Source organism: Mesorhizobium sp. P2_E7 (assembly GCF_056403855.1).
The window spans coordinates 2,662,236-2,684,427 of the sequence record NZ_JBFUER010000001.1; the positions used below are offsets into that span (position 1 = coordinate 2,662,236).

The window sequence follows — 22,192 nt, forward strand, 5'->3', positions numbered from 1 at the left end:
GCCGAGATTACCTGAAACGGAGATTCGTGCGCGACAATTGTTCGATCGAACTGCAGCCCATCAGCTTCATGCCGCGCTCGATCTCGACCCGCATCTGCTCGAGCGCACGTTCGACGCCCGGCTGGCCCGCAGCCGCCAGCGGGAACAGATAGTAGCGGCCGACGCCGACAGCCTTGGCGCCGAGCGACAGCGCCTTCAGCACATGCGTGCCGCGCTGCACGCCGCCATCCATGATGACGTCTATCCTGTCGCCAACGGCATCGACGATCTCCGCCAACTGGTCGAACGCAGCGCGTGAGCCGTCCAACTGCCGGCCGCCATGATTCGACAGCACAATGCCGCTGCAGCCGATCTCGACGGCGCGCCTGGCGTCCTCCACCGACATGACACCCTTGAGACAGAACGGACCTCCCCACAGCCTGACCATCTCGGCGACATCGTCCCACGTCATCGACGGATCGAGCATCTCGGTGAAATAGCGGCTGATCGACATCGTGCCGCCCCCCATGTCGACATGCTCGTCGAGCTGCGGCAGCTTGAACCCCTCATGGGTGAAATAGTTGATCGCCCAGCCCGGCTTCAGCGCGAACTGCAGCATGCCGGCAAGGCTGAGCTTGAAGGGAATGGCAAAGCCGGTGCGCTTGTCGCGCTCTCGATTGCCGCCGGTGATGCTGTCGACGGTCAGCATCATCACCTCGACGCCTACCGCCTTGGCCCGCTGCATCATTGCCCGGTTGAGGCCGCGATCCCTATGGAAATAGAACTGGTAGACCTGCGGGCTGCTGCTGATCTTGCGCGCTTCCTCGAGGCTGACCGTGCCCAGCGAGGAGACGCCGAACATAGTGCCGAATTTGGCCGAAGCCTTGGCCACCGCGCGCTCGCCCTGATGGTGGAACAGCCGCTGCAAGGCGGTCGGCGAGCAATAGACGGGCATTGCCAGCTTCTGGCCCATGACGGTCACCGACATGTCGATCTCGCTGACACCGCGCAGCACATTGGGAACGAGGTCGCAGCGCTCGAAACTCTCGGTGTTGCGGCGATAGGTGACCTCGTCGTCTGCCGCGCCGTCGATGTAGTTGAAGATCGGCCCCGGCAGCCGCTGCTGCGCCATGCGGCGGAAATCGGAAAAGTTGTGACAGTCGCGTAGCCGCATCATCGATTTCCATTGCCATGGCAAGACAAGCTCGCTGCGTCGAATATCAATCGGATGCCGCCATGCCAACGGGCGAATTGCCGAACTGCCTCTTGGCCACAGCCAAAAACGAAAAAGGGGCGCCTCTGGCGCCCCTTCCCGTCGAAAACCGATCGTTGGGAATAGCTTACATACCGAGATCGGAACGCAGCTCGGCCTTGGCCACGTCATACTCGGCCTTGAAGTCGTCGCGGTTGAGCAGGACGGCGGCGATGACGCTGCCGGAAATCTTGCCCATCTCGACATCGGACGGATAGTGGATGCCGCCGACCACGCGGTTGTGGGCATATTCGGCCGCACGGGCCATGATCTCGGCGCGCTTTTCCGGAACCATGTCGGCGAGAATGATGCCCATCATGGTGCCGACCGTGGCATGACCCGAAGGCCAGGAGCCGGAGCTCGACAGCTTGACCACCGGCTTGACGAGGTCACTGAGCTGGTGCGGACGCGGGCGCTTCCAGACATCCTTGGCCGGATCGACGACGGCGCCTTCGGTGGCCACCACTCGATCGAAGAAGGCAGCGAATTTCGGCAGCTTTTCCTTGTTGAAGTTCGGCCCCATGACATTGGTGAAGCGCCAGACGTCTCCCTCGGCGTCGGCAACGGCGCTGGCCTCCATTTCGGGCGTGCGCGTCACCTGCAGCGTCAGCACCGCGCCGAGTTCGGCCTTGGTCTCGGCCGAATCGTTGGCCGGCGGCGGCGGCAGGATCATCGTCAGGTCGACATCCTTGTTGGTGACGAAGGGTTTTGCGTCTTCGGCCTGGGCGGCCGAGCCGACGACGAGCAGCAGCAGTCCTGCCGCGAGCGATGCATATCTTTTCATGGGTGCGATCCTTTGATGAGGGCGTCACAGGATCGCCAGCTGCAGTGACCGCCATGTGACAAGCCGCCTCCGCAAAAGCAAAAGAGCGCCTCTCGGCGCCCTTTTTTTGACTTTGCTGGTGGCGCTTAGTGCGCCACGCCTTCCCATACCTTGCGCTTGGTCAGATACATAAGCGTCCCGAACAGAAGCAGGAACACCAGCACGCGAAAGCCGGTCTTCTTGCGGTCTTCCATATGCGGCTCGGCGGCCCACATCAGGAAGGCGGAGACGTCGCGCGAATACTGGTCGACCGTCTGCGGCGAGCCGTCATCATAGGTGACCTGGCCGTCGGAGAGCGGCTTGGGCATCTTCAGCGACACGCCGGACATGAAGTACGGATTGTAGTGCGTGCCTTCCGGGATCACCATGCCGGCCGGCGGCGTCTGGTCGTAGCCGGTCAGCAGCGAGTGGATGTAATCCGGGCCGCCCTGAGCATACTGGGTGAAGATGTCGAAGACGAAGCGCGGGAAACCGCGCTCGACGCCGCGTGCCTTGGCCAGCAGCGACATGTCGGGCGGAGCAGCGCCACCGTTGGAGGCAGCGGCCGCCGCCTCATTGGCGAACGGCGCCGGGAAATAGTCGGATGGCTTGCCCGGGCGGTCGAACATGTCGCCGGCATCGTTGGGACCGTCATGGATGGTGTATTCGGCGGCAAAGGACTTCACCTGCGCCTCCGAATAACCAAGACCTTCCAGCGTGCGGAACGACACCAAATTCATCGAATGGCAGGCCGAGCAGACCTCCTTGTAGACCTTCAGGCCACGCTGCAACTGCGCCTTGTCATAGGTGCCGAACGGACCGGCGAAGCTCCAGTCCATTTCCTTCGGCTCGTCGATCGGAAAATGCGTCGGCGCTGCCGGGTTGTGTGCCTCTTCGGCGGCAATAGCCACGCTGCCGACGGACCCGATGCCGCCGGCAAACAGGCCGAGCAGGGCGAGCGAGGTGAGAATCTTTTTCATGCCAAATCCCCTTAGATTCTCGCTCAGCCCTTGGTTTCCGGCGCGGAGGTTGCACCGGCCGGATGTCCCCCACCGGCACCCTTGTTCTTCTCAAGCACCGCCTCGGTAATCGAATTCGGCAGTCTGCGCGGCGTCTCGATCAGGCCGAGCACCGGCAGGATGACGAGGAAGAAGGCAAAGTAGAACAGCGTCGCCGCTTGAGCGTAGCCAACATAGTTGCCCGAGACCTCACCTATCACGAGGGTCAGCAGACCGCCGCCTTCCGCCGGCTGCGAGCCCAGCCAGCCAAGCAGGACGGCATCGGCCACGAACAGCCAGAAGAACAGCTTGTACCAGGGCCGGTAAACCGCCGAGCGTACCTTGGAGGTGTCGAGCCACGGCACCAGGAACAGCATGACGATAGCGCCGAACATGCACAGCACGCCGCCGAGCTTGGAGTTGATCGGCCCGATGTTGAAGGTGATGGCGCGCAGGATCGCGTAGAACGGCAGGAAGTACCATTCGGGCACGATATGGGCCGGCGTCTTCAACGGGTTGGCGACCGTGTAATTGTCCGGATGGCCGAGGAAATTCGGCAGGTAGAAGACGAAATAGGCGAAGAAGAACAGGAACACGATCATGCCGAACGCGTCCTTGATGGTCGCGTAAGGGGTGAAGGCGACGGTGTCGGTCTTCGACTTGACCTCGATGCCGGTCGGGTTCGACTGGCCGACCACATGCAGCGCCCAGACGTGCAGCACAACGACGCCGGCAATCATGAACGGCAGCAGATAGTGCAGCGCAAAGAAGCGGTTGAGCGTCGGATTGTCGACGGCGAAACCGCCGAGCAGCAGCTGCTGGATCCAGTCGCCGACAAGCGGAATGGCGCTGAAGAAGCCGGTGATGACAGTGGCGCCCCAGAAGCTCATCTGCCCCCAGGGCAGCACATAGCCCATGAAGCCGGTTGCCATCATCAACAGGTAGATGATGCAGCCAAGGATCCACAGCAGCTCGCGCGGCGCCTTGTAGGAGCCGTAATAGAGCCCGCGGAAGATGTGGATGTAGACGGCGACGAAGAAGAACGAGGCACCGTTGGAATGCATGTAGCGCAACAGCCAGCCCGAATTCACGTCGCGCATGATCTTCTCGACCGAATTGAAGGCGAGATTGGTGTCGGCCGTATAGTGCATGGCCAGCACGATGCCGGTCAGGATCTGCGCCACCAGCATGATCGCCAGGATACCGCCGAAGGTCCAGGCATAGTTGAGGTTGCGCGGCACCGGATAGGCGATGAAGCTGTCATAGACCATGCGCGGCAGCGGCATGCGGGCGTCGAACCAGCGTTCGATACCGGTCTTGGGCGTATAGGTCGAGTGTCCCTCGCTCATCGAAATATCCCCTGCCTCAACCGATAAGGATTTTGGTATCGGAAATGAACTTGAATACCGGCACAGCCATGTTTTCAGGCGCCGGGCCTTTGCGGATGCGGCCGGCGGTGTCGTACTGCGAACCGTGGCACGGGCAGAACCAGCCGCCGAAATCGCCTTCCTGGCCGAGCGGAATGCAGCCCAGATGCGTGCAGACCTGCACCATCACCATCCAGGCTTCCTTGCCGGGCGTGGTGCGGTTGGCGTCGGTCGCCGGCGCATCGGCCGGCAGATTGGCGTTGCGGGCGATCGGATCCTTGAGATCGGCAAGGTTGACGGCCTCGCCGTCCTTCATCTCCTGCTCGGTGCGGTTGCGCACCACGACCGGCTTGCCGCGCCATTTGACGATCAGCGACGTGCCAGGGGTCAGCGAGGAAACATCGACCTCGACCGAGGCCAGCGCCAGCGTCGAAGCATCGGGGCGCATCTGGTCGATGAACGGCCAGGCGACAGCGCCTGCGCCGACCACCGCGGCCATGCCGGTGGCGACGTAGAGAAAATCACGACGGTTGGGATCCTGGGTATCGGTTGCGCTCACGGGTGCCTGATCCTTTCGCCTCTTCCGAGCCGGCGGTCGAGCTTTGTTCCCCGCTCCATCGCGCCGGCCCGACAGCGCATGGCGAACAAGCTAGCGAATTCCTCCGGCATTTGGATTTCGGTTTATGCGTGAAGCCTGTTTTTGTCCAGCGGGGTGAGGCCACAAGGGCAGATTGTCGCGGGGACAAAACACCGTGTCAGTCGGCCAGACGCCCAACGGCCGGAAAAGGCGGCTAAACAACCGGGAAATCTCAGCAAATCCTGGGCATCCCGCCTGTCTCGACAGGACAGCTTGCCGTGATCTAGTCTCGCCGACATGGCACACATCATCGACCTCGAGACCTGGACCAGGACGCCCGGCCGCTGGCAGGGCGAATTGCAACTCGCCGCCCATGGCTCCAACTCTTGCCTGATCTTCAATTACCAGGCGGAGATCGGCGGCGGCCCGCGGCTGCACAGCCACCCCTATAGCGAGATCTTCATCATCCGCCAGGGCACCGGCCTGTTCACGGTCGGCGATCAGCAGATCGAGGCCACGGCTGGCCAGATCCTGATCGTGCCGCCGAACACGCCACACAAATTCACCAATCTCGGACCCGGCCCGCTCGAATCGACCGACATCCACGAAAACGGCAGTTTCATCACCGAATGGCTGGAATGATCGTTTGCCGGCCGGCGACCTCTAGCTGGCGCCGAGCCTGACCAGCACGGCCCTTGGGATGTCATATTCACGGATCACCGACTCATGCCGGCGCAAACCGCAAAGTTCGCGCTGGATGAAATAGGCGTGCACCGCCGCGGCGGCTTCTTTCAGCAACTGCGGGCGATGGTCGTCATCGCTGTTCTCGCGCAGCTTCTTCAGTGCCTCCTCGACACGCTGGCCGGCGCGGCCGAGCGCGGCTGCCTTTTCGGCCAGGATCTCGTGGCCAAGCAGGTCGAGCGCGCTCTCCTGCGCGCTGCTTTGTCCAAAATTCGAGGGCATCCTGACCGACATTCCAGCGTTCTACTCCGCCGGCCGGGTCTCTTCCAGCACGCTTTCCTCGTGATAGAGGAAGCCGCCGGACTGCCGTTTCCACAGCCGCGCATAGAGCCCGTCCGTGGCCACCAGTTCGTCATGCGTGCCTTGTTCGACGATGCGGCCGCCGTCCAGCACCACCAGCCGGTCGAGCGCGGCGATGGTCGACAGCCTGTGTGCGATGGCGATGACCGTCTTGTTCTCCATCAGCTTTGCCAGGTTCTCCTGGATCGCCGCCTCGATGTCGGAATCAAGCGCCGAGGTCGCCTCGTCGAGGATCAGGATCGGCGCATCCTTGAGGAAGACGCGGGCGATCGCCACGCGCTGGCGCTGGCCGCCTGACAGTTTCACGCCACGCTCGCCGACAAAGGCCTCGTAGCCGGCACGGTCCCGGTTGTCGCGCAGGCCTAATATGAAGTCGTGCGCCTCGGCCTTCTTCGCCGCCGCGATCACCTCGGCGTCGGTTGCGTCCGGCATGCCGAGCTTGATGTTGTCGCGCAGCGAACGGTGGAAGAGCGCGGTGTCCTGGCTGACGACACCGATATTGGCGCGCAGCGAGTTCTGCGTCACATCGGCAACGTTCTGGCCGTCGATGGTGATCGACCCGCCTTCGAGGTCGTAGAGGCGCAAGATGAGGTTGGCGAGTGTCGTCTTGCCGGCGCCAGACGGCCCGACCAGCCCGACCTTCTCGCCCGGCCTGACGACAAGGTTGATGCCGTTCAGCACGCCGAACCCTTTGCCATAATGGAACTCGACATTCTTCACGTCGATGCGGCCGCCGGCCACGACAAGCTCCTTCGCGTCCGGCGCATCGATGAGGCCGAGCAGCTGCGAGATCAGCGCCTTGGAGTTTTCCAGCACGCCGAGATTTCGCAATATGCCGTTGAGCTGCATCATCACCCGCCCAAGCAGCATGTTGAGCCGCAGGACCAGCGAAAGCGTGAAAGCGACGGCGCCGACCGTGATCGAGCCTTCGACCCAGAGATAGACGGCAAAGCAGCCGATCGCGGTGATCATGATGCCCGACAGGGTGGTCAGCGCCATGCGCACGCCGGTCAGCCGGCGGGTGAAAGGCCGCAGTGCGTCAAGATAGATGTCGAAGCCGTTCCTGATGTAGCGGTCGTCGCCATCGGCCGAGAACAGTTTTAGAGTCTGCACGTTGGAATAGGAATCGATGATGCGCCCATTGATCATCGAGCCGGCTTCAGCCGTGGCCTCGGCATTCCTGCGGATCGACGGCAGATAGAGCTTGGCCAGCCAGGCGAAAGCAAGGATCCAGACCACCACCAGCACGGCCAGGCGCAGATCGAGCCCCGCGACCAGCGCCAGCGTCGTCACCGTATAGATGAGCATGAACCAGATGACCTCGATGAAGCTCTCCATCAGGTCGCCGGTCGCTTGCCCCGCCTGCCAGACTTTTGTCGCGATGCGGCCGGCGAAATCGTTCTGGAAGAAGGTGTAGGACTGGCGCGAGACATGCCGGTGCGCCTGCCAGCGCACCAGATTGTAGAAGCCAGGCGTAATCGTCTGTTCGTTGACCAGCGCCGCCATGCCGACGACCACGGTGCGGATGACCAGCACCACCGCGATCATGAAGACAAGCTCAGGCCCGGCAGCGGCCCACAGCGCGTGCCAGCTGCGTTCACCGGGAAGCTGGTCGAGAATGTCGACCAGCCGCCCGACGAAGTAGAACAGCCCGGCCTCGATCAGCGGCGCGAAGCCGCCGATGACCAGCATGGCGAAGAAGGCGAACTTCGCCTGGCCGACATAGTGCCAGAGGAAGCCGCCAACGCTTGACGGTGGCCGAAGATTCGCTGGCTCCCTGAACGGATAGACCCAGTTCTCGAACCAGCGATAGACGGCTGTCATCATGCTGACGTCATCACTCCGCGGCTTCTCCTTTGGCCATGGCGTCATTGGCGGCATCGACCGGACCGTCGTCGAGCAGGAACCCGCCCGACTGGCGCTGCCAGAGCTGCGCGTAGAGCCCGCCGCTGGCGACGAGTTCCTCGTGCGACCCTTCCTCGATGACACGGCCCTTGTCGAGCACGACAAGCCTGTCCATCGCCGCGATGGTCGACAGCCGGTGCGCAATGGCGATGACGGTCTTGCCTTGCATGAGCTTGTAGAGATTCTCCTGGATGGCGGCCTCGGCTTCGGAATCCAGCGCCGACGTCGCTTCGTCAAGGATAAGTATCGGCGCGTCCTTCAACATAACGCGAGCAATGGCGATGCGTTGCCGCTGGCCGCCGGACAATTTGACGCCGCGGTCGCCGACATGGGCGTCGAGCCCTTTGCGTCCAGTGTGGTCCGAAAGCCCGGCGATGAACTCCAGCGCCTCGGCCCGTCCGGCTGCCTCGACAAGCATCTCTTCCGTGGCGTCCGGCCGGCCATAAAGGATGTTGTCGCGCACCGAACGGTGCAGCAGTGAGGTGTCCTGCGTCACCATGCCGATCTGCGCGCGCAGCGAATCCTGCGTCACCGAAGCGATCTCCTGACCGTCGATCAGGATCCGGCCATTCTCGAGGTCGTAGAAGCGCAACAGCAGGTTGACCAGCGTCGACTTGCCCGCACCCGAGCGGCCGACAATGCCGACCTTCTCGCCGGGCTTCACCGTCAGTGACAGGCTCTCGATGACGCCCTTCTGCTTGCCGTAGTGGAAGCGGATATCGTCGAAGCGAATCTCGCCCTTGGTGACGGCAATGTCCTTCGCCCCCGGCCGGTCCTCGACCAGGCGCGGCAGCGAGATCGAGGCAATGCCGTCCTGCACCGTACCGATGTTCTCGAACAGGCCCGACATTTCCCACATGATCCACTGCGACATGCCCCACATACGGAGCACCAGGCCGATGACCACGGCAACCGCACCGATCGTCACTGCCTGGCCGAGCCACAGCCACAGCGCCAGCGCCGTCACCGAAAACAAGAGCAGCGCGTTGAGGACGTAGAGCAGGCCGTAAAGGACCGTCACCAGCCGCATCGACCGGTAGACCGTGTCGAGGAAGCCGGCCATCCCCTCTTTGGCGAACGTTGCTTCGCGGCGCGCATGGGAAAACAGCTTGACCGTCTGGATGTTGGTGTAGCTGTCGACGACGCGGCCGGTCATGGTCGAACGCGCATTGGCCTGCGCCTCGCCGACCTTTCCCAGCTTCGGGATGAAGTAGCGCAACAGCCCGATATAGCCGAGCAGCCAGACGCCAAGCGGTGCCGCCAGCCGCAAGTCGGCCGAGCCGACGATGAACAGCATGCCGAGGAAATAGACGATGACGTAGTTGAGGACGTCGATCACCTTGATGACGCATTCGCGCACGGCAAGCGCCGTCTGCATCAGCTTGGTGGCGATGCGGCCGGCGAACTCGTCCTGGTAGAAGCTCATCGACTGCTTGAGCAGATAGCGATGCACCTGCCAGCGGATGCGCATGGGATAGTTGCCCATCAGCGTCTGCTGGTTGAGTAGCGAATGCAGCCATACCGTGCCCGGCAGCGCGAACAGCACGACGAAGGCCATGCCGGCGAGCTTCCAGCTCTCGGTCTGCAGGAAGGTTTCGCGATTCTGGCCGGACAGCCAGTCGACGATACGACCCATGAAGCCGAACATCCACACTTCGGCCACCGCGATCGCCGTCACCAGCACCGCATCGACGATGATGTAGGGCCAGGCGCCGCGCGTATAGTGCACGCAGAAGGCAACCAGCGTCTTCGGCGGCTCGACCGGTTCCGCTGCTGGGAACGGATCGAGCCTTTTTTCAAACCAGCTAAACATAGTGATGCTCACAAATCAGTTTTCCGCTCAAGCGGCGTGGGAAAGATCCCCGGAGCGTACGAAATCGGGGACCGACGGCCCGGAATCACCCGGGCCATCAGTCCTGCTTCGCGCAATATAGGGACTTGCGGGCTTTTCGCCGACAGACGCGTTAGACTGACCTGACGGCACGCTGCTGGCCCGATTTTTCGCGCCCGGCCGGATCAGCCGGATGATCCGGCGCACCAGCGACGGCCGGCTGTGATCGGGAACCGCGCGCGAGAAATCGACATCCGGCAGCATGCCGCGATGTGGACGCCGGCGCGTCTCGGCGTGAACTGCCGACGAATAGGTCTCGCCGATCAGCAGCGCCCAGGTCGCCGTCTTGCGCTCGTGCAGGCTTCTTGAACCAGGTATTTTGTAGGGATCGAACATCGGTCCATCCTCCGTGTGCAAATAGAGATAGAAAGGCGAAGCAACAACGTGCGCCGGCATTCGGCCGGAGGCACGGATTGCGTCGGTCGGGACGCGAGGGGACACCTCGGTCGGGACGCGCTCAGCTGGGGCGGGCAGCCCCTTTAACAGTTTGAAAAACATCGCAGGATTCCTTCAACGGCCGAAAACTGGGTTCGGCGGGAATCGGTGCGATCAGATCTAAGAAGTCAGGTAAATCGTCGTACCGAAACCGCCGGCAGGCAGGTAAGCCCACGGGAGGGGCGCTGGATGTGCATGGTCATCATGAAATACCCCTCCATCGGTTCGGGTTGACAATGCGTGCGGTATACTCGACTTCGCAGAAAATGGCCACCCGCAGGTCCAGCAATTTCCGAAACCAGCCACCCGCTGTGGCCGATCTGCCACTTATTAGAAAGACGCGGAAATGAACCACCGTCTCCGCATCGCCCTCTACCAGCCTGACATTGCCGGCAACACCGGGACAATCCTGCGCTTCGCCGCTTGCCTCGGTCTCGGCGTCGATATCATCGAGCCCGCCGGCTTCCCGCTCTCCGACAAAGCGCTCAAACGCGCCGGCATGGACTATCTCGAAATGGCTGCCCTGACCCGGCATGTCGACTGGAACGCCTTCGAGGATTGGCGCAAGCGAGAATCGCGCCGTTTGGTGCTGCTCACCACCAAAGGCGCGACCGCCTACACCGGCTTTGCCTTCGCCGACGGCGACATCCTGCTGTTCGGCCGCGAATCGGCCGGCGTGCCGGATTCTGTCCACCAGGCGGCGGATGCGCGGCTGACGATCCCGATGCAGCCGGGCACGCGCAGCATCAACGTCGCGCTGTCCGTCGCCATGGTTGCCGGCGAAGCCATCCGGCAGCTCGGCTAGGATCTTAAACGCGCCGTCGCGAACGGCTGCTGCTTCTTGCGTCATTCTCACCCAGGCGCACATCGCCTTCTCCTCAATTGCCCTATCGACATTTCCTGGCTACAAGCTCAACTTAACTTGAGGTCAAGCGGAAAGATCGAGATGGCTCCGGTAAAGGAATTGACGGTTGGCCAAGTGGCCATGCGCAGCGGTGTGGCGGTGTCGGCGCTGCATTTCTACGAGGCGCGCGGGCTGATCCGCAGCCACCGCACATCGGGCAACCAGCGGCGCTATGGCCGCGACGTGCTGCGGCGGGTGGCGATCATCAAGGTGGCGCAGGAGGTCGGCATCTCGCTGGCCGAGATCGGCGCCGCACTTGAATCACTCCCGGAAGGCCGCACGCCGACCCGCGAAGACTGGAACCTTTTGTCGACCGGGTGGCGCGACGACCTCGACCGCAAGATCAGCCAGTTGAAGAAGCTGCGCGACGGCCTGACCGACTGCATCGGCTGCGGCTGCATGTCGATCGACAAATGTCCGTTAAGGAACAGGGAAGACCGGCTGAGTGCGCAAGGACCGGGCGCGAGGCGGCTGGTGGTTCTCCCTAGCGCACACGCGCGGCAAGAAAGCACCGAAACAAAATAGCGGCAGATCACCGCTCAGCCCGATGACACTAGCAGTGACTCATGCGACTGAAGCATGCCATGCGTGGTTGGCACGTTAGGAGCGGATGGGAAATGGCCCGGCTTCCAGGTTTGAAGAGATTTCTCGGAGGCGAGCCGCCGAAATCCGGAAGCTCCAATAGCGAATACAGACGATCTGCCTACACTGAAGAGCTTGGTGAACCTGCCCGCGTCTTCCCTGCCAACGGGCCCGATAGCGTCGAGGTTCTTGCGTTTGGCCGAGACTTTTCACTCATCGATCCTGTGAGTGACGGCTTTGTACTTCTGACCAACGGCATGAGCGACCGGCGCATGGCTGTTCCTTCAACCGTTGGCGACGGTATCAACCGGCGGGCTGAGTTGATGTGGTACGTTCGCGAACCTGAACCGAAGATCCTGAGCAATCTTAGGTGGCTGGCGGAGTATCCGTTCATAGACAATACATGGTTGGGCTTTGGCCACCGCATCGCGATGCCCTGGCCGCCAGCCTCAGGATCGGACTTCAGAACTTTCCTGCTTTTGACGCCCATCATCGCGCCGGACCAACGTATCGCAGAGCGGCTCACCATCGACGACGATGAGGTCGCAATCCTTTGCGTCCATTTGATCTCTGGCATGGAGTTGGACTTCATCAAGACAAAAGGATTGGATGCGTTCCTCGATGTGCTTGATGAGCAAGCCTATCCGGTCGTCTTCAACCCGGCACGGCAATCCTACGTGTAGGGGGGCATGCCCTCTGTCTTGGGTCTACCCTTAATCCGCCGCCGGCAGCCGCCGGATCGTGAATTCGATCACATCCCCCGGCCGTTCGAACCAGCTTTCGATTTCGGTCCAGTAGGCCTGCTTGGGGAAGCGCTCGAACCATTCCTTGGCTTTGAGCCGCGCATCCGAACGCGGCAGGACGAAAGTCTCGCGCAAAAAACCGTCGCGCGGCATGCGCTCGCGCTCGGCGCGCGAACGATCGAGCCTTTTCTTCAAGCCGTGCAGCGGCGGTCTTGCCGGGGCGCGCATGAAAGAACTCCTGGGCCTGAACCAGATGACACTTGACCCTTGCCCCTAAGAGATTAGGGATCGCGCCCGGAAAAGACGAGTCCTTTGTCGGCTGCGACCGGAGACCTGATTTTGGAACGACCAGAAATACCGGCAGGCCTGCCGGCCGACATCGAACAGAAGAAGATGAAGGCCAGGCTCTGGTTCGAGACGCTGCGCGAGCGCATCTGCGCGACCTTCGAGCAGATCGAGCAGGAATTGCAGGGGCCGATGGCCGCCTGGACGCCCGGCCGCTTCGAAAAGACGCCGTGGGAGCGCGACCAGGGCAAGGGCGGCGGCGGCACCATGTCAATGATGCATGGCCGCGTCTTCGAAAAGGTCGGCGTCCACACCTCCACCGTCTATGGCGAATTCTCACCCGAATTCAGGAAGCAGATGCCTGGCGCCGAGGAAGACCCGAGCTTCTGGGCCTCAGGCATTTCGCTGATCGCGCATCCCTGGAGCCCCAACGTGCCGGCCGTGCACATGAACACCCGCATGGTGGTGACGTCGCGCCACTGGTTCGGCGGCGGCGCCGACCTGACCCCGGTGCTCGACCGCAACCGCACCGAGGATCACCCCGACACGGTCGCCTTCCACCGCGCCATGCAGTTCGCCTGCGAGAAGAACGCTGCGGTCGCCGACCACCCGAAATTCAAGGCCTGGTGCGACGAGTATTTCTATCTGCCGCACCGCAACGAACCGCGTGGCGTCGGCGGCATTTTTTTCGACTGGCTGCATTCAGCCGAGGACAAAGGCGGCTGGAATGCCGATTTGAACTTCGTGCAGGATGTCGGGCGTTCTTTTCTTGTCGTCTACGGCCATTTGGTTCGGGCCCATTTCAACGAAAACTGGACCGACGACGACCGCGACGAACAGCTGATCCGGCGCGGCCGTTACGTCGAGTTCAACCTTCTTCACGATCGCGGCACCATCTTCGGTCTGAAGACCGGCGGCAATGTCGCCTCGATCCTGTCCAGCCTGCCGCCGGAGGTCAGGTGGCCGTAACAAATCGGTGATCGAGACCAGCGCCGCATTGACGTCCCATTCGCTGAATCTGGGCATGGAATGTGGCGCGCAAACTATCTTTTTCGTCTAATAGGCAATTGAAATAAAACGACTATTTGTCGTTTCCGGGCCGGGAAGCGCCGGCGGTTCAGTCCCGAACCGCGACACGACGCTACCGGACGGCCCTGAACAAGGCGGAGCATTCTCAAGAAACGGATGCCCGCATTTTCCAGGAGTACTTACCATGCGAAAGCTCATTGTAACGGCAGCCGCCGCTGCCCTTCTCGCTTCCGGTTCGGTCGCCTTTGCCGCGGTCAAGCACACCACCGGCACGGTCAAAACCTATGATGGAACGGCCATGAGCCTTGTTCTGGACGATGGATCGACCTTTACGCTGCCCAAGACCTTCAAGGATCCTGGCCTGAAGGCCGGCGAAAAGGTCCGCGTTTCCTGGGACATGAGCGGCAAGAACAAAGTTGCCGAGTCCGTCAAGATCGTGAAGTGACGGCCCTGTCGGGACAAGACCACGCTGGTCTTGCTCTGGGGTAGCGTAGAGAGGCGGAGCAGCGCTGCTCCGCCTTTTTCGTCTCTGCGTGTCAGCCAAAAGCGACCTCGGTTCTGGGAAAATGACATGCATAAAATCAAAGGCCTAAAGCGCGTCGCGTGAATCCGCTTCGACGCGACGCGCTTTAGCGGCAACCAAAACCGCCGAACCGTGTTATGCTTGTTCCCCCATACGTGCCCTCAAAACCGACTGCTACGACAGGGCGCGGAACAAAGGTGGCGGAGCTTCGTGCCCGTGAGAGGCACAGGCTCCCAGGAGGAAAGGAGAAAAAACCATGAAGGAATTCCATTGCGGCTCGCTGGTTCCCGGCTGTGAGTGGCACACCCGTGCTGACGAAGAAGCCGAGGTGATGCGCCGTGCCGTCGACCACCTGCGCGAGACGCATGGCGAAACGGTCATCCGCGAGACGATGATCGAAGCGATCCGCTCGCGCATCGAAAAGGTTCGCGACGCGGCCTAAGGCTCAACTGGCCCTTAACGCCTCCGCGGCGCGCTCAAGCAGCGCGTCGCGATCAAGCGCAAAGCCGGAGCCGATCCATTCCTTTTCCAGGTTTTTCAGGATCGCGCCGAGTTTCGGCCCCGGCGACGCGCCGAGCGCGGTCAGATCGGCGCCCTTGATCGGAAACACCGGTTTTTCCCATTTTCCGGCGAAAGCCAGCAGGCGCGAAAAGCCGCCCGCCTGGATCATTGCATCATTGTCCTCGACGGCGCGCGCCCGTGCCGACGCGAGCGACAGCCGCAGGCGATCGACAAAACCCTGGCGGTCGCCGGAATAAAGCTTTTTTGCCAGTTCCGCTTCGCTCGTCTTGGGCTCGATGGTACCCGTCAGCGCCCAGTGTCGCAGGCGCTCCGCCTCATTGGTGGACAGTTTCAGCCGCTCCGCCAACACCTTCATCCGCGCCGCATCGGGCGGCACGATGGCCTCCAGCCTGAGCAGCGGATCCGGCGCCCAGCCCAGATCCTTCTCGGTCTTGGTCAGCCCGTGAATAGCATCGATGCCCCATTTCTCGCTTTCCGGCAGGGCGCTGGTCAGCACGCCGGCCTGGCGCATCCACAGCAGCGCACGCGACGGGTCCGGGGCTGCGAGAAGCTTCTTCAGTTCGGACCAGATGCGCTCCGCCGAGAGCTGGCTGATGCCATCCTTGAGCCGGGCGCAGGCCTTCAATCCCTCGGCATCGGGTCGGCCGTCGCCATACCAGGCGAAAAAACGGAAGAAGCGCAGGATGCGCAAATAGTCTTCGCGGATGCGCTGCTCGGCATCGCCGATGAAGCGCAGCCGGCGCGCTTCGATATCGCCGACACCGCCGACCAGGTCGATGACGGTGCCGTCGGCTTCGGCATAGAGCGCGTTGATGGTGAAATCGCGCCGTTCCGCGTCGGCCTTCCAGTCGCGGCCGAACGAAACCTTGGCGCGACGCCCGTCGGTCTCGATATCGGCGCGCAAAGTAGTGATTTCATAGGGTTTGCCACCGGCGACCACGGTGATGGTGCCGTGTTCGATGCCGGTCGGTACCGCCTTGAAGCCCGCCGCCTCGGCACGGCGGATGGTTTCCTGCGGCAAGCAAGTGGTGGCGATGTCGATATCGGCGACCGGCTGGCCGATCAGCGTATTGCGCACCGCACCACCGGCGACACGCGCCGCCTCGCTGCCATCCGACAGCACGGCGAGCAGGCGCTGCAGATGTTTTTCACCGAGCCAGTCTGCTTTGCCCGCAATCGAAACCTTCACGCATAAAGCCTTTCATAGAGCGTGCGGATGATGCCGGCGGTGACGCCCCAGATGCGCTGGCCGCCATAGGGCATCTCGTAGAAGAACCATTCGAGCTCGTTCCACATGCGGCTGTCCCTGGTGTGATTGGCCGGATCCATCAGGAAGGAGAGCGGCACCTCGAAGGCGGCATCGACCTCATCGGCGTTGAGCGAGAGCGTAAAACCAGGTCGCACGATCGCCAGCACCGGGGCGATGCGATAGCCGCTGCCGGCGACGTAGTCGGGCATGCGGCCGACGATCTCGATGCGATCGTGGCCAAGCCCGATTTCCTCGAAAGTCTCGCGCAGCGCTGCTGCTTCCGGGGTTGGATCGGCCGGATCGATGGTGCCGCCGGGGAATGCCACCTGCCCGGAATGGCTGCGCAGCTTTTCCGCCCGCTTGGTCAAGAGCACGGTCGCATCGCTCCCGTGATCGACGACAGGGATCAGCACGGCCGCATCGCGCAGCGCTTTCAACTGCTTCAACCGGGGATGGCCGGGGTTGAAGCGATGGTCGCCATAATCGTCGCCGGCATGGGCGTCAGCCTGCGCTGCGACCCGCGCGCGAAAATCAGCTGTGGAAAACGGCGGCGGCGTCACCTGGTCCATCATGCGCTCAGCCGCTTCAGTCTTTCCGCCGGCATGATCGGATAGACCTCGCCCTTAGAGCGCACGGCAAACATCGCCTTGCCGTCGATGTCGATTTCCTCGCCATGCTCGACCAGTTCGTACATCACCGGCCGCGCCACCAGCGCTTCCAGCCGTCCGCGCACCAGCACATAGGGTTTCAGCCCGCCGGTCTCGTCCTCGTCGACGAAGCGCAGCGGATGACCGGGGCCGGCCTCGACGACATCGCCGACATTGGTGCGGAAAGTGATGATTTGCTCGGCGCCGGCGCCGGAAACGTCCATTTCGACGGCAACGAACGGCGCATCGACGACGCGGATGCCGACCCGTTCGACCGGCGTCACCAGATAGGTCCTGCCATCCTCGTCCTTGCGCAGCACGGTGGAAAACAATTGCACCAGCGGCATCCGACCGATCGGCGTGCCGAGATAAAACCAGGTTCCGTCCTGCTTGATCTCCATGTCGAGATCGCCGCAAAAGTCGGGATTCCAGCGCTCCACCGGCGCCGCACCCTTGCCGGCACGGGTGGCGCGCGAGATCAGCGCCTCGAGGCCCCGCGCCTCTGTGGCACCGGTAAGGCCTTGTTCGTTATGTTCGGAGCGGTCCGTCATGGTCACGAAATAGTCACTGTTGTTCCGCTTGTCAGCCTAAGTCTGTGATTTAAGTTGAAATGCAGGCGCCAGGCGAGGCCGAATCGCGGCATTCTGCGGCACTGCTACAGTGCAAGCCGGTACTTCCAGCACAAGGATCGATGCGGCATGAGCGTGATGGTCAAGGAAAGCCCGATCAACGAAAAGGACATGATCGCCCAGGCGGAGGCGGCGCTGGCCGATATTTCGAGGGTCCGCGACGGCGTCGGCCGCGTCATCTTCGGCCAGGAAGCGGTGGTCGAACGCACGCTGGTGGCACTGCTTGCCGGCGGCCATGCACTGCTGGTCGGCGTGCCCGGCCTTGCCAAGACCAAGCTGGTCGAAACGCTGGGCGTCGTGCTCGGCCTCGATTCGCGCCGCATCCAGTTCACCCCCGACCTGATGCCGTCCGACATTCTCGGCTCCGAGGTGATGGAGCAGGACGAAGCCGGCAAGCGCTCCTTCCGCTTCATCTCCGGCCCGATCTTCGCCCAATTGCTGATGGCCGACGAGATCAACCGCGCCTCGCCGCGCACCCAGTCGGCGCTGCTGCAGGCGATGCAGGAATATCACGTCACCATCGCCGGCGTCCGCCACGACCTGCCCGCACCCTTCCACGTGCTGGCGACGCAGAACCCGCTGGAGCAGGAAGGTACCTATCCGCTGCCCGAGGCGCAGCTCGACCGCTTCCTGATGCAGGTCGACATCCTCTATCCCGAAATCGAGGCCGAGCGCCGCATCCTGCTCGAAACCACCGGCATCGAGGACGCCAAGGCGCAAAACGTCCTGCAGCCCGTGCGGCTGAAGGAGATCCAGACGCTGATCCGCCGCATGCCGGTGCCCGAAAGCGTCGTCGAGGCGATCCTCACGCTGGTGCGCTCGGCGCGTCCCGGCCAGGGCAATGCCGACACCGACAAGCACGTCGCCTGGGGTCCGGGCCCGCGCGCCAGCCAGGCGCTGACGCTCTGCGCCCGCGCCCGCGCGCTTTATGACGGACGACTGGCGCCTTCCGTCGACGATATCCGCGCACTGGCCGAGCCTGTCCTGCAGCATCGCATGGCGCTGACCTTTGCCGCCCGCGCCGAGGGCACGACCGTGCGTGATGTGGTGGCGAAACTGGCCAAAGGCATCTGATGGCGCGTATTGGCGAAGTCCAGACACCGGCCGCGACGCGCGACGCGCTCGCCAGGGGCCGGTTGCGGGCTTCGCTGGTGCCGGACCTGCTGGTCGAGGCGCGCCGCATCGTCAACACGGTGATTGCCGGCTGGCATGGCCGCCGCAAGCGCGGCATCGGCGAAAATTTCTGGCAGTTCCGCCCCTATGTCGAAGGCGATTCCTCGCGCATCGACTGGCGCCGTTCGGCTCGCGACGACCACACCTATGTGCGCGACCGCGAATGGGAGGCCGCCCATACAGTATGGCTGTGGGCCGACCCCTCGCCTTCCATGCTCTACAAATCGACCGGCGCCAGCGTGTCCAAGGAATCGCGCGCGCTGGTGCTGGCGCTGGCCATGGCCGAACTGTTGTCGCGCAGCGGCGAGCGCATCGCCTGGCCCGGTCTGACCGATCCGTTCACCGCCCGCAACGGCGCCGAGCGCATCGCAGCGCAGTTGATGCACGCCGCCGATCCGCCGGCAAAGCCTGACCTGTCCAGCATCCGCCGCTTCTGCGACATCGTCATCGTCAGCGATTTCCTCGATCCGGTCGAGGAGACCATGGCCTGGCTCGACGTGCTGGCCCGCCATGGCGTGCGTGCGCATCTGATCGAGGTCGCCGATCCGGCCGAGGAAACCTTTCCCTACGCCGGACGCACCGAATTCACCGATCCCGAGACCGGCGACAAGCTGACCGCCGGCCGCGCCGAAATGCTCGGCGACGAATACCGCCTGCTCTACACCGCCCGCCGCCAGGAGTTGGCCGGATGGTGCAAGCGCCTCGGCTGGAGCTACACCGTCAACCACACGGATCGCCTCGCCTCCGAGGCGCTGGTGCGCATCCACATGGCGATGACCGCCGATGGCTTTGCCGGGCCGGCCGCCAGCGGCCGTGCCGGAAAGGCCGGCGCATGAGCTGGCTGCCGCTCTCCTTCGGCGCTCCCATGGTGTTGTGGGGCCTTCTGGCGCTGCCGGTGATCTGGTGGCTTCTCAGGCTGACGCCGCCCAAGCCGCAGACCGAAGTATTCCCGCCGCTGAAGATCCTCGCCCGCGTGCTGAAGCGCGAGGAAACACCGCAGCAGAGCCCATGGTGGCTGACGCTGCTGCGGCTGCTGATGGCTGCCCTTGTCGTCGCCGCCTTGGCCGAACCCGTCTTCAACCCGCGCGAAAAACTGCCGGCCGAGGGTGCTGCGCTTGCGCTGGTCATCGACAATGACTGGGCAAGTGCCGCCGACTGGGGCAAGCGCGTCGCCACCGCCCAGCGGCTGATCGCCGATGCCGGCTCGAACGGCGTGCCGGTCGTCATCGCCTTCACCGCCGAAAAGCCCAATGCCGAGATCGGCCCCTTCGACGCCGCGGCCGCCCTCGACCGGTTGCGCGCGGCAAAACCGCGGCCGATCCCGACCGACCGCCCCGCCGTCTATGCCCGTGTTGTCGGCGTGCTGGAGACCTTGCCCGGCGCCAGCGTTGCGGTTCTCGCCGACGGCCTTGCCGCAAAAGGCGACGAGGCCGCCTTCAACACGCTGCTGTCGAAAAATGCCGCCCGTGTCGTCTGGGCCAGTGCCGACCGGTTGGCGCTGACCGGGCTGACCGGCGCCGAGAACCAGGTCGACGGCTTTGCACTGACCGCCATTCGCGCACCCGGCGATCCAGCACCGGCGCAGGTCACCGCCGGCGCCTTCGATGACAAGGGCCGGCGTATCGCCGACGCGACGCTGACTTTCGCACCGGGTGAGACCACCGCCACCGGCACAATGGCGGTGCCGTTCGAACTGCGCAACGACTTCGCCTCGATCGCCCTTGATGGCGAGCGCCAGGCAGGTGCGGTGCGCGTGCTCGACGAAAGCTCGAAGCGCCGCCGCGTCGGGCTGTTGTCGCAGGCCGAGGCCGACCAGGCGCAGCCGCTCCTGTCGCCGCTCTACTACATCAGGCGCGCGCTGCAGCCCTTCGCCGATCTGGTCGAACCGTCGAGCGCCGACCTCGCCGACGCCATCCCGCAGCTCCTCGACCAGAAGCCGGCGATGATCGTCATGGCCGATATCGGCACCATTCCGCCGCAGGTCCGTCAGCGGCTGGTCGACTGGGTCGACAATGGCGGCACGCTGGTGCGCTTCGCCGGGTCGCGGCTGGCCGCCGCCGGCAATGACGATGATCTTCTGCCGGTCCGACTGCGCACCGGCGAACGCTCGCTCGGCGGCTCCCTGTCATGGACGACGCCGCAGCCGGTCACCGAATTTCCGAAGAACGGCCCCTTTGCCGACCTCGCGCCGCCGGCCGAAGTCACGGTGAGCCGGCAAGTTTTGGCCGAGCCGACGCCCGATATCGTCGAGCGCACCTGGGCAACGCTCGCCGACGGCACGCCGCTGGTGACCGGGCTGAAAAAGGGCAAGGGCACCCTCGTCCTGTTCCACGTCACGCCGGAAGCGACATGGTCGACCCTGCCGATCTCCGGCAGCTTCGTCGAGATGCTGCGACGCATCGTGCAGCTGTCGCGCAACCAGGGTGCGGCGGTCGCCAATGCCGAAGCCGCCGCGACGTCGCTGGCGCCCTACCGCATGATCGCGGCCGACGGAACGCTGGTGCCGCCGACGCCGGATGCGCGGCCGCTGGTGCCCGTCGCCGGCCCGCTGCCGGTGACGTTCGAGAACCCGCCCGGCCTCTACGGCTCCGAAACCGGTGTCTTCGCCCACAATCTGCTCGATCCGGCCACCGCCTTCGCACCGCTGGTCCGTCCGCAGTTCACCGTGCCAGTGACCAACATCCAGTATGCTTTCGATGAATCGCGCGACCTCAAGGGTCCGCTGGTAACCGCAGCACTCGTGCTGATGCTGCTCGATACGCTGGCGGTGTTCTGGATGGGCGGGCTGTTGTCGCGCCGGCCGCGCCGCGCCCGCACGGCTGCGGCAACGACGGCTGCGCTGCTGCTCGGCCTCGGCATGCTGTTTGGCCATGCCGACCTCGCCCGCGCCGACGATGCCAAACCGGGCGACGCCGCCGCCATCGAGGACATTGCCAAGACCCGCATCGCCTATGTGCTGACCGGTGTGCCCGGTGACGATTCGATCAGCCGCGCCGGGCTTGAAGGCCTGACCCGCTTCCTGATCGAAAAGACCGCGCTCGAGCCGGGCGCCCCAGCGGGCGTCGACATCTCGAAGGACGAGCTGTCCTTCTATCCGCTGATCTATTGGCCGATCGACCCTTCCGCGCCAATGCCGAGCGAGGCCGCGATCGCCCGCATCGACGCCTATATGCAGCAGGGCGGCACGGTGCTGTTCGACACCCGCGACCAGTTCGCAAACGGCATCGGCGCCGATTCGGCGAGCCCGGCGACCGAGCGGCTGCGCGACATCCTCGGCAATCTCAACGTGCCGCCGCTGGAGCCGGTGCCTGCCGACCATGTGCTGACCAAATCCTTCTTCATTCTGCCCGAATTTCCCGGCCGCTTCGCCGGCAGCCCGCTCTGGGTGGAAGCCTCGCTCGACGCCAGCAATGCCGAGAACCGGCCGGTGCGCGTCGGCGACGGCGTCTCGCCGATCCTCATCACCGCCAATGATTTTGCCGGCGCCTGGGCCGTCGACGAGAATGGCGACCCGCTGCTGCCGACCGTGCCGTCGGACCCGATGCAGCGCATCTATGCGCTGCGCGCCGGCGTCAACATCATGATGTACATGCTGACCGGCAACTACAAATCCGACCAGGTGCATGTGCCCATCCTGCTCGAACGGTTGGGGCAGTAGG

General features: G+C 63.6%; 23 protein-coding genes. 10 read left to right on the forward strand and 13 right to left on the reverse strand.

Annotated features, from left to right (window positions below):
• Positions 1-7 precede the first annotated feature (7 nt).
• The 5 genes from AC1DYC_RS13160 to petA all read right to left on the reverse strand — a co-directional run bounded on the left by AC1DYC_RS13160 (position 8) and on the right by petA (position 4,957).
• A complete protein-coding gene (locus tag AC1DYC_RS13160) occupies positions 8-1,153 on the reverse strand; it encodes an alpha-hydroxy acid oxidase (RefSeq protein ID WP_477408282.1) in 1,146 nt (381 codons plus the stop codon).
• Positions 1,154-1,319: 166 nt separating this feature from the next.
• Positions 1,320-2,015, reverse strand: coding sequence for an acid phosphatase (locus AC1DYC_RS13165; RefSeq protein WP_477406874.1), 696 nt, complete (start codon positions 2,013-2,015; stop codon positions 1,320-1,322).
• A 125-nt stretch (positions 2,016-2,140) separates the two neighbouring features.
• Positions 2,141-3,013, reverse strand: a complete 873-nt coding sequence (locus AC1DYC_RS13170) for a cytochrome c1 (protein WP_477303165.1) — start codon at positions 3,011-3,013, stop codon at positions 2,141-2,143.
• Between the two features lie 23 nt (positions 3,014-3,036).
• Positions 3,037-4,380, reverse strand: coding sequence for a cytochrome b (locus AC1DYC_RS13175; RefSeq protein WP_477303167.1), 1,344 nt, complete (start codon positions 4,378-4,380; stop codon positions 3,037-3,039).
• Positions 4,381-4,396: 16 nt separating this feature from the next.
• Entirely contained in the window at positions 4,397-4,957 is a 561-nt protein-coding gene (gene petA / locus AC1DYC_RS13180) for a ubiquinol-cytochrome c reductase iron-sulfur subunit (protein ID WP_477303169.1), read from the reverse strand.
• 315 nt (positions 4,958-5,272) lie between these two features.
• Here petA and AC1DYC_RS13185 point away from each other — a divergent pair, with 315 nt between their 5' ends.
• Complete coding sequence (locus AC1DYC_RS13185; protein WP_477406876.1) at positions 5,273-5,617, forward strand: cupin domain-containing protein; 345 nt, start codon at positions 5,273-5,275, stop codon at positions 5,615-5,617.
• Positions 5,618-5,638: 21 nt separating this feature from the next.
• Here AC1DYC_RS13185 and AC1DYC_RS13190 read toward each other — a convergent pair whose 3' ends face one another.
• From AC1DYC_RS13190 to AC1DYC_RS13205, 4 genes are read right to left on the reverse strand one after another with little or no spacing between them, the layout of a single operon-like run.
• Positions 5,639-5,950: a DUF6665 family protein gene (locus AC1DYC_RS13190; protein WP_477406878.1), complete on the reverse strand. Its 312-nt coding sequence runs from the start codon at positions 5,948-5,950 to the stop codon at positions 5,639-5,641.
• A 9-nt stretch (positions 5,951-5,959) separates the two neighbouring features.
• Positions 5,960-7,843 (reverse strand): ABC transporter ATP-binding protein, encoded by a 1,884-nt coding sequence (locus AC1DYC_RS13195; protein ID WP_477406880.1) that lies wholly within the window; start codon positions 7,841-7,843, stop codon positions 5,960-5,962.
• Positions 7,844-7,853: 10 nt separating this feature from the next.
• The gene (locus tag AC1DYC_RS13200) at positions 7,854-9,734 is read right to left on the reverse strand and encodes an ABC transporter ATP-binding protein (RefSeq protein ID WP_477406882.1); all 1,881 of its coding nucleotides are present in this window, start codon (positions 9,732-9,734) and stop codon (positions 7,854-7,856) included.
• A gap of 27 nt (positions 9,735-9,761) precedes the next feature.
• The gene (locus AC1DYC_RS13205) at positions 9,762-10,148 is read right to left on the reverse strand and encodes a hypothetical protein (RefSeq protein ID WP_477406884.1); all 387 of its coding nucleotides are present in this window, start codon (positions 10,146-10,148) and stop codon (positions 9,762-9,764) included.
• A 445-nt stretch (positions 10,149-10,593) separates the two neighbouring features.
• On the opposite strand from AC1DYC_RS13205, the gene AC1DYC_RS13210 reads away from it, so the two are divergent.
• From AC1DYC_RS13210 to AC1DYC_RS13220, 3 genes are all read left to right on the forward strand, one after another.
• The gene (locus AC1DYC_RS13210) at positions 10,594-11,052 is read left to right on the forward strand and encodes a tRNA (cytidine(34)-2'-O)-methyltransferase (RefSeq protein ID WP_477406886.1); all 459 of its coding nucleotides are present in this window, start codon (positions 10,594-10,596) and stop codon (positions 11,050-11,052) included.
• Positions 11,053-11,193: 141 nt separating this feature from the next.
• The gene (soxR, locus tag AC1DYC_RS13215; protein WP_477406888.1) at positions 11,194-11,676 is read left to right on the forward strand and encodes a redox-sensitive transcriptional activator SoxR; all 483 of its coding nucleotides are present in this window, start codon (positions 11,194-11,196) and stop codon (positions 11,674-11,676) included.
• 92 nt (positions 11,677-11,768) lie between these two features.
• Complete coding sequence (locus AC1DYC_RS13220; protein ID WP_477406890.1) at positions 11,769-12,416, forward strand: suppressor of fused domain protein; 648 nt, start codon at positions 11,769-11,771, stop codon at positions 12,414-12,416.
• Positions 12,417-12,446: 30 nt separating this feature from the next.
• Here the strand turns inward: AC1DYC_RS13220 and AC1DYC_RS13225 are convergent, their stop codons facing one another.
• Positions 12,447-12,704: a hypothetical protein gene (locus AC1DYC_RS13225; protein WP_477285335.1), complete on the reverse strand. Its 258-nt coding sequence runs from the start codon at positions 12,702-12,704 to the stop codon at positions 12,447-12,449.
• Positions 12,705-12,815: 111 nt separating this feature from the next.
• Between AC1DYC_RS13225 and hemF the strand changes: the two genes are divergently transcribed.
• The 3 genes from hemF to AC1DYC_RS13240 all read left to right on the forward strand — a co-directional run bounded on the left by hemF (position 12,816) and on the right by AC1DYC_RS13240 (position 14,755).
• Positions 12,816-13,730, forward strand: a complete 915-nt coding sequence (hemF, locus tag AC1DYC_RS13230) for an oxygen-dependent coproporphyrinogen oxidase (protein ID WP_477406892.1) — start codon at positions 12,816-12,818, stop codon at positions 13,728-13,730.
• Between the two features lie 244 nt (positions 13,731-13,974).
• The gene (locus tag AC1DYC_RS13235; RefSeq protein ID WP_192258836.1) at positions 13,975-14,235 is read left to right on the forward strand and encodes a DUF1344 domain-containing protein; all 261 of its coding nucleotides are present in this window, start codon (positions 13,975-13,977) and stop codon (positions 14,233-14,235) included.
• 334 nt (positions 14,236-14,569) lie between these two features.
• A complete protein-coding gene (locus AC1DYC_RS13240) occupies positions 14,570-14,755 on the forward strand; it encodes a DUF1059 domain-containing protein (protein ID WP_192258835.1) in 186 nt (61 codons plus the stop codon).
• A 3-nt stretch (positions 14,756-14,758) separates the two neighbouring features.
• On the opposite strand, the gene AC1DYC_RS13245 is transcribed toward AC1DYC_RS13240, so the two are convergent.
• From AC1DYC_RS13245 to AC1DYC_RS13255, 3 genes are read right to left on the reverse strand one after another with little or no spacing between them, the layout of a single operon-like run.
• Positions 14,759-16,024 (reverse strand): CCA tRNA nucleotidyltransferase, encoded by a 1,266-nt coding sequence (locus AC1DYC_RS13245; RefSeq protein ID WP_477406894.1) that lies wholly within the window; start codon positions 16,022-16,024, stop codon positions 14,759-14,761.
• Positions 16,021-16,653, reverse strand: coding sequence for a CoA pyrophosphatase (locus AC1DYC_RS13250; RefSeq protein WP_477408284.1), 633 nt, complete (start codon positions 16,651-16,653; stop codon positions 16,021-16,023). The genes AC1DYC_RS13245 and AC1DYC_RS13250 overlap by 4 nt, the downstream gene beginning before the upstream one ends.
• On the reverse strand, positions 16,653-17,282 hold the full coding sequence (locus tag AC1DYC_RS13255; protein WP_477408286.1) for a DUF1285 domain-containing protein: 630 nt from the start codon (positions 17,280-17,282) through the stop codon (positions 16,653-16,655). Before AC1DYC_RS13255 ends, AC1DYC_RS13250 begins: the two co-directional genes overlap by 1 nt.
• A gap of 147 nt (positions 17,283-17,429) precedes the next feature.
• Between AC1DYC_RS13255 and AC1DYC_RS13260 the strand changes: the two genes are divergently transcribed.
• Genes AC1DYC_RS13260 through AC1DYC_RS13270 form a run of 3 tightly spaced genes read left to right on the forward strand, consistent with a single transcriptional unit; the run spans position 17,430 to position 22,191 of the window.
• Entirely contained in the window at positions 17,430-18,434 is a 1,005-nt protein-coding gene (locus AC1DYC_RS13260; protein WP_477406896.1) for an AAA family ATPase, read from the forward strand.
• On the forward strand, positions 18,434-19,369 hold the full coding sequence (locus AC1DYC_RS13265; protein WP_477406898.1) for a DUF58 domain-containing protein: 936 nt from the start codon (positions 18,434-18,436) through the stop codon (positions 19,367-19,369). The genes AC1DYC_RS13260 and AC1DYC_RS13265 overlap by 1 nt, the downstream gene beginning before the upstream one ends.
• Positions 19,366-22,191, forward strand: a complete 2,826-nt coding sequence (locus AC1DYC_RS13270; RefSeq protein ID WP_477406900.1) for a DUF4159 domain-containing protein — start codon at positions 19,366-19,368, stop codon at positions 22,189-22,191. The genes AC1DYC_RS13265 and AC1DYC_RS13270 overlap by 4 nt, the downstream gene beginning before the upstream one ends.
• Position 22,192 lies beyond the last annotated feature (1 nt).

Coding starts and splice junctions, on each gene's coding strand:
- AC1DYC_RS13160 (WP_477408282.1), bottom strand. CDS start 1,153: ATGCGGCTACGCGACTGTCACAACTTTTCCGATTTCCGCCGCATGGCG.
- AC1DYC_RS13165 (WP_477406874.1), bottom strand. CDS start 2,015: ATGAAAAGATATGCATCGCTCGCGGCAGGACTGCTGCTGCTCGTCGTC.
- AC1DYC_RS13170 (WP_477303165.1), bottom strand. CDS start 3,013: ATGAAAAAGATTCTCACCTCGCTCGCCCTGCTCGGCCTGTTTGCCGGC.
- AC1DYC_RS13175 (WP_477303167.1), bottom strand. CDS start 4,380: ATGAGCGAGGGACACTCGACCTATACGCCCAAGACCGGTATCGAACGC.
- AC1DYC_RS13185 (WP_477406876.1), top strand. CDS start 5,273: ATGGCACACATCATCGACCTCGAGACCTGGACCAGGACGCCCGGCCGC.
- AC1DYC_RS13190 (WP_477406878.1), bottom strand. CDS start 5,950: ATGTCGGTCAGGATGCCCTCGAATTTTGGACAAAGCAGCGCGCAGGAG.
- AC1DYC_RS13195 (WP_477406880.1), bottom strand. CDS start 7,843: ATGATGACAGCCGTCTATCGCTGGTTCGAGAACTGGGTCTATCCGTTC.
- AC1DYC_RS13200 (WP_477406882.1), bottom strand. CDS start 9,734: ATGTTTAGCTGGTTTGAAAAAAGGCTCGATCCGTTCCCAGCAGCGGAA.
- AC1DYC_RS13205 (WP_477406884.1), bottom strand. CDS start 10,148: ATGTTCGATCCCTACAAAATACCTGGTTCAAGAAGCCTGCACGAGCGC.
- AC1DYC_RS13210 (WP_477406886.1), top strand. CDS start 10,594: ATGAACCACCGTCTCCGCATCGCCCTCTACCAGCCTGACATTGCCGGC.
- soxR (WP_477406888.1), top strand. CDS start 11,194: ATGGCTCCGGTAAAGGAATTGACGGTTGGCCAAGTGGCCATGCGCAGC.
- AC1DYC_RS13220 (WP_477406890.1), top strand. CDS start 11,769: ATGGCCCGGCTTCCAGGTTTGAAGAGATTTCTCGGAGGCGAGCCGCCG.
- AC1DYC_RS13225 (WP_477285335.1), bottom strand. CDS start 12,704: ATGCGCGCCCCGGCAAGACCGCCGCTGCACGGCTTGAAGAAAAGGCTC.
- AC1DYC_RS13235 (WP_192258836.1), top strand. CDS start 13,975: ATGCGAAAGCTCATTGTAACGGCAGCCGCCGCTGCCCTTCTCGCTTCC.
- AC1DYC_RS13240 (WP_192258835.1), top strand. CDS start 14,570: ATGAAGGAATTCCATTGCGGCTCGCTGGTTCCCGGCTGTGAGTGGCAC.
- AC1DYC_RS13250 (WP_477408284.1), bottom strand. CDS start 16,653: ATGGACCAGGTGACGCCGCCGCCGTTTTCCACAGCTGATTTTCGCGCG.
- AC1DYC_RS13255 (WP_477408286.1), bottom strand. CDS start 17,282: ATGACGGACCGCTCCGAACATAACGAACAAGGCCTTACCGGTGCCACA.
- AC1DYC_RS13260 (WP_477406896.1), top strand. CDS start 17,430: ATGAGCGTGATGGTCAAGGAAAGCCCGATCAACGAAAAGGACATGATC.
- AC1DYC_RS13265 (WP_477406898.1), top strand. CDS start 18,434: ATGGCGCGTATTGGCGAAGTCCAGACACCGGCCGCGACGCGCGACGCG.
- AC1DYC_RS13270 (WP_477406900.1), top strand. CDS start 19,366: ATGAGCTGGCTGCCGCTCTCCTTCGGCGCTCCCATGGTGTTGTGGGGC.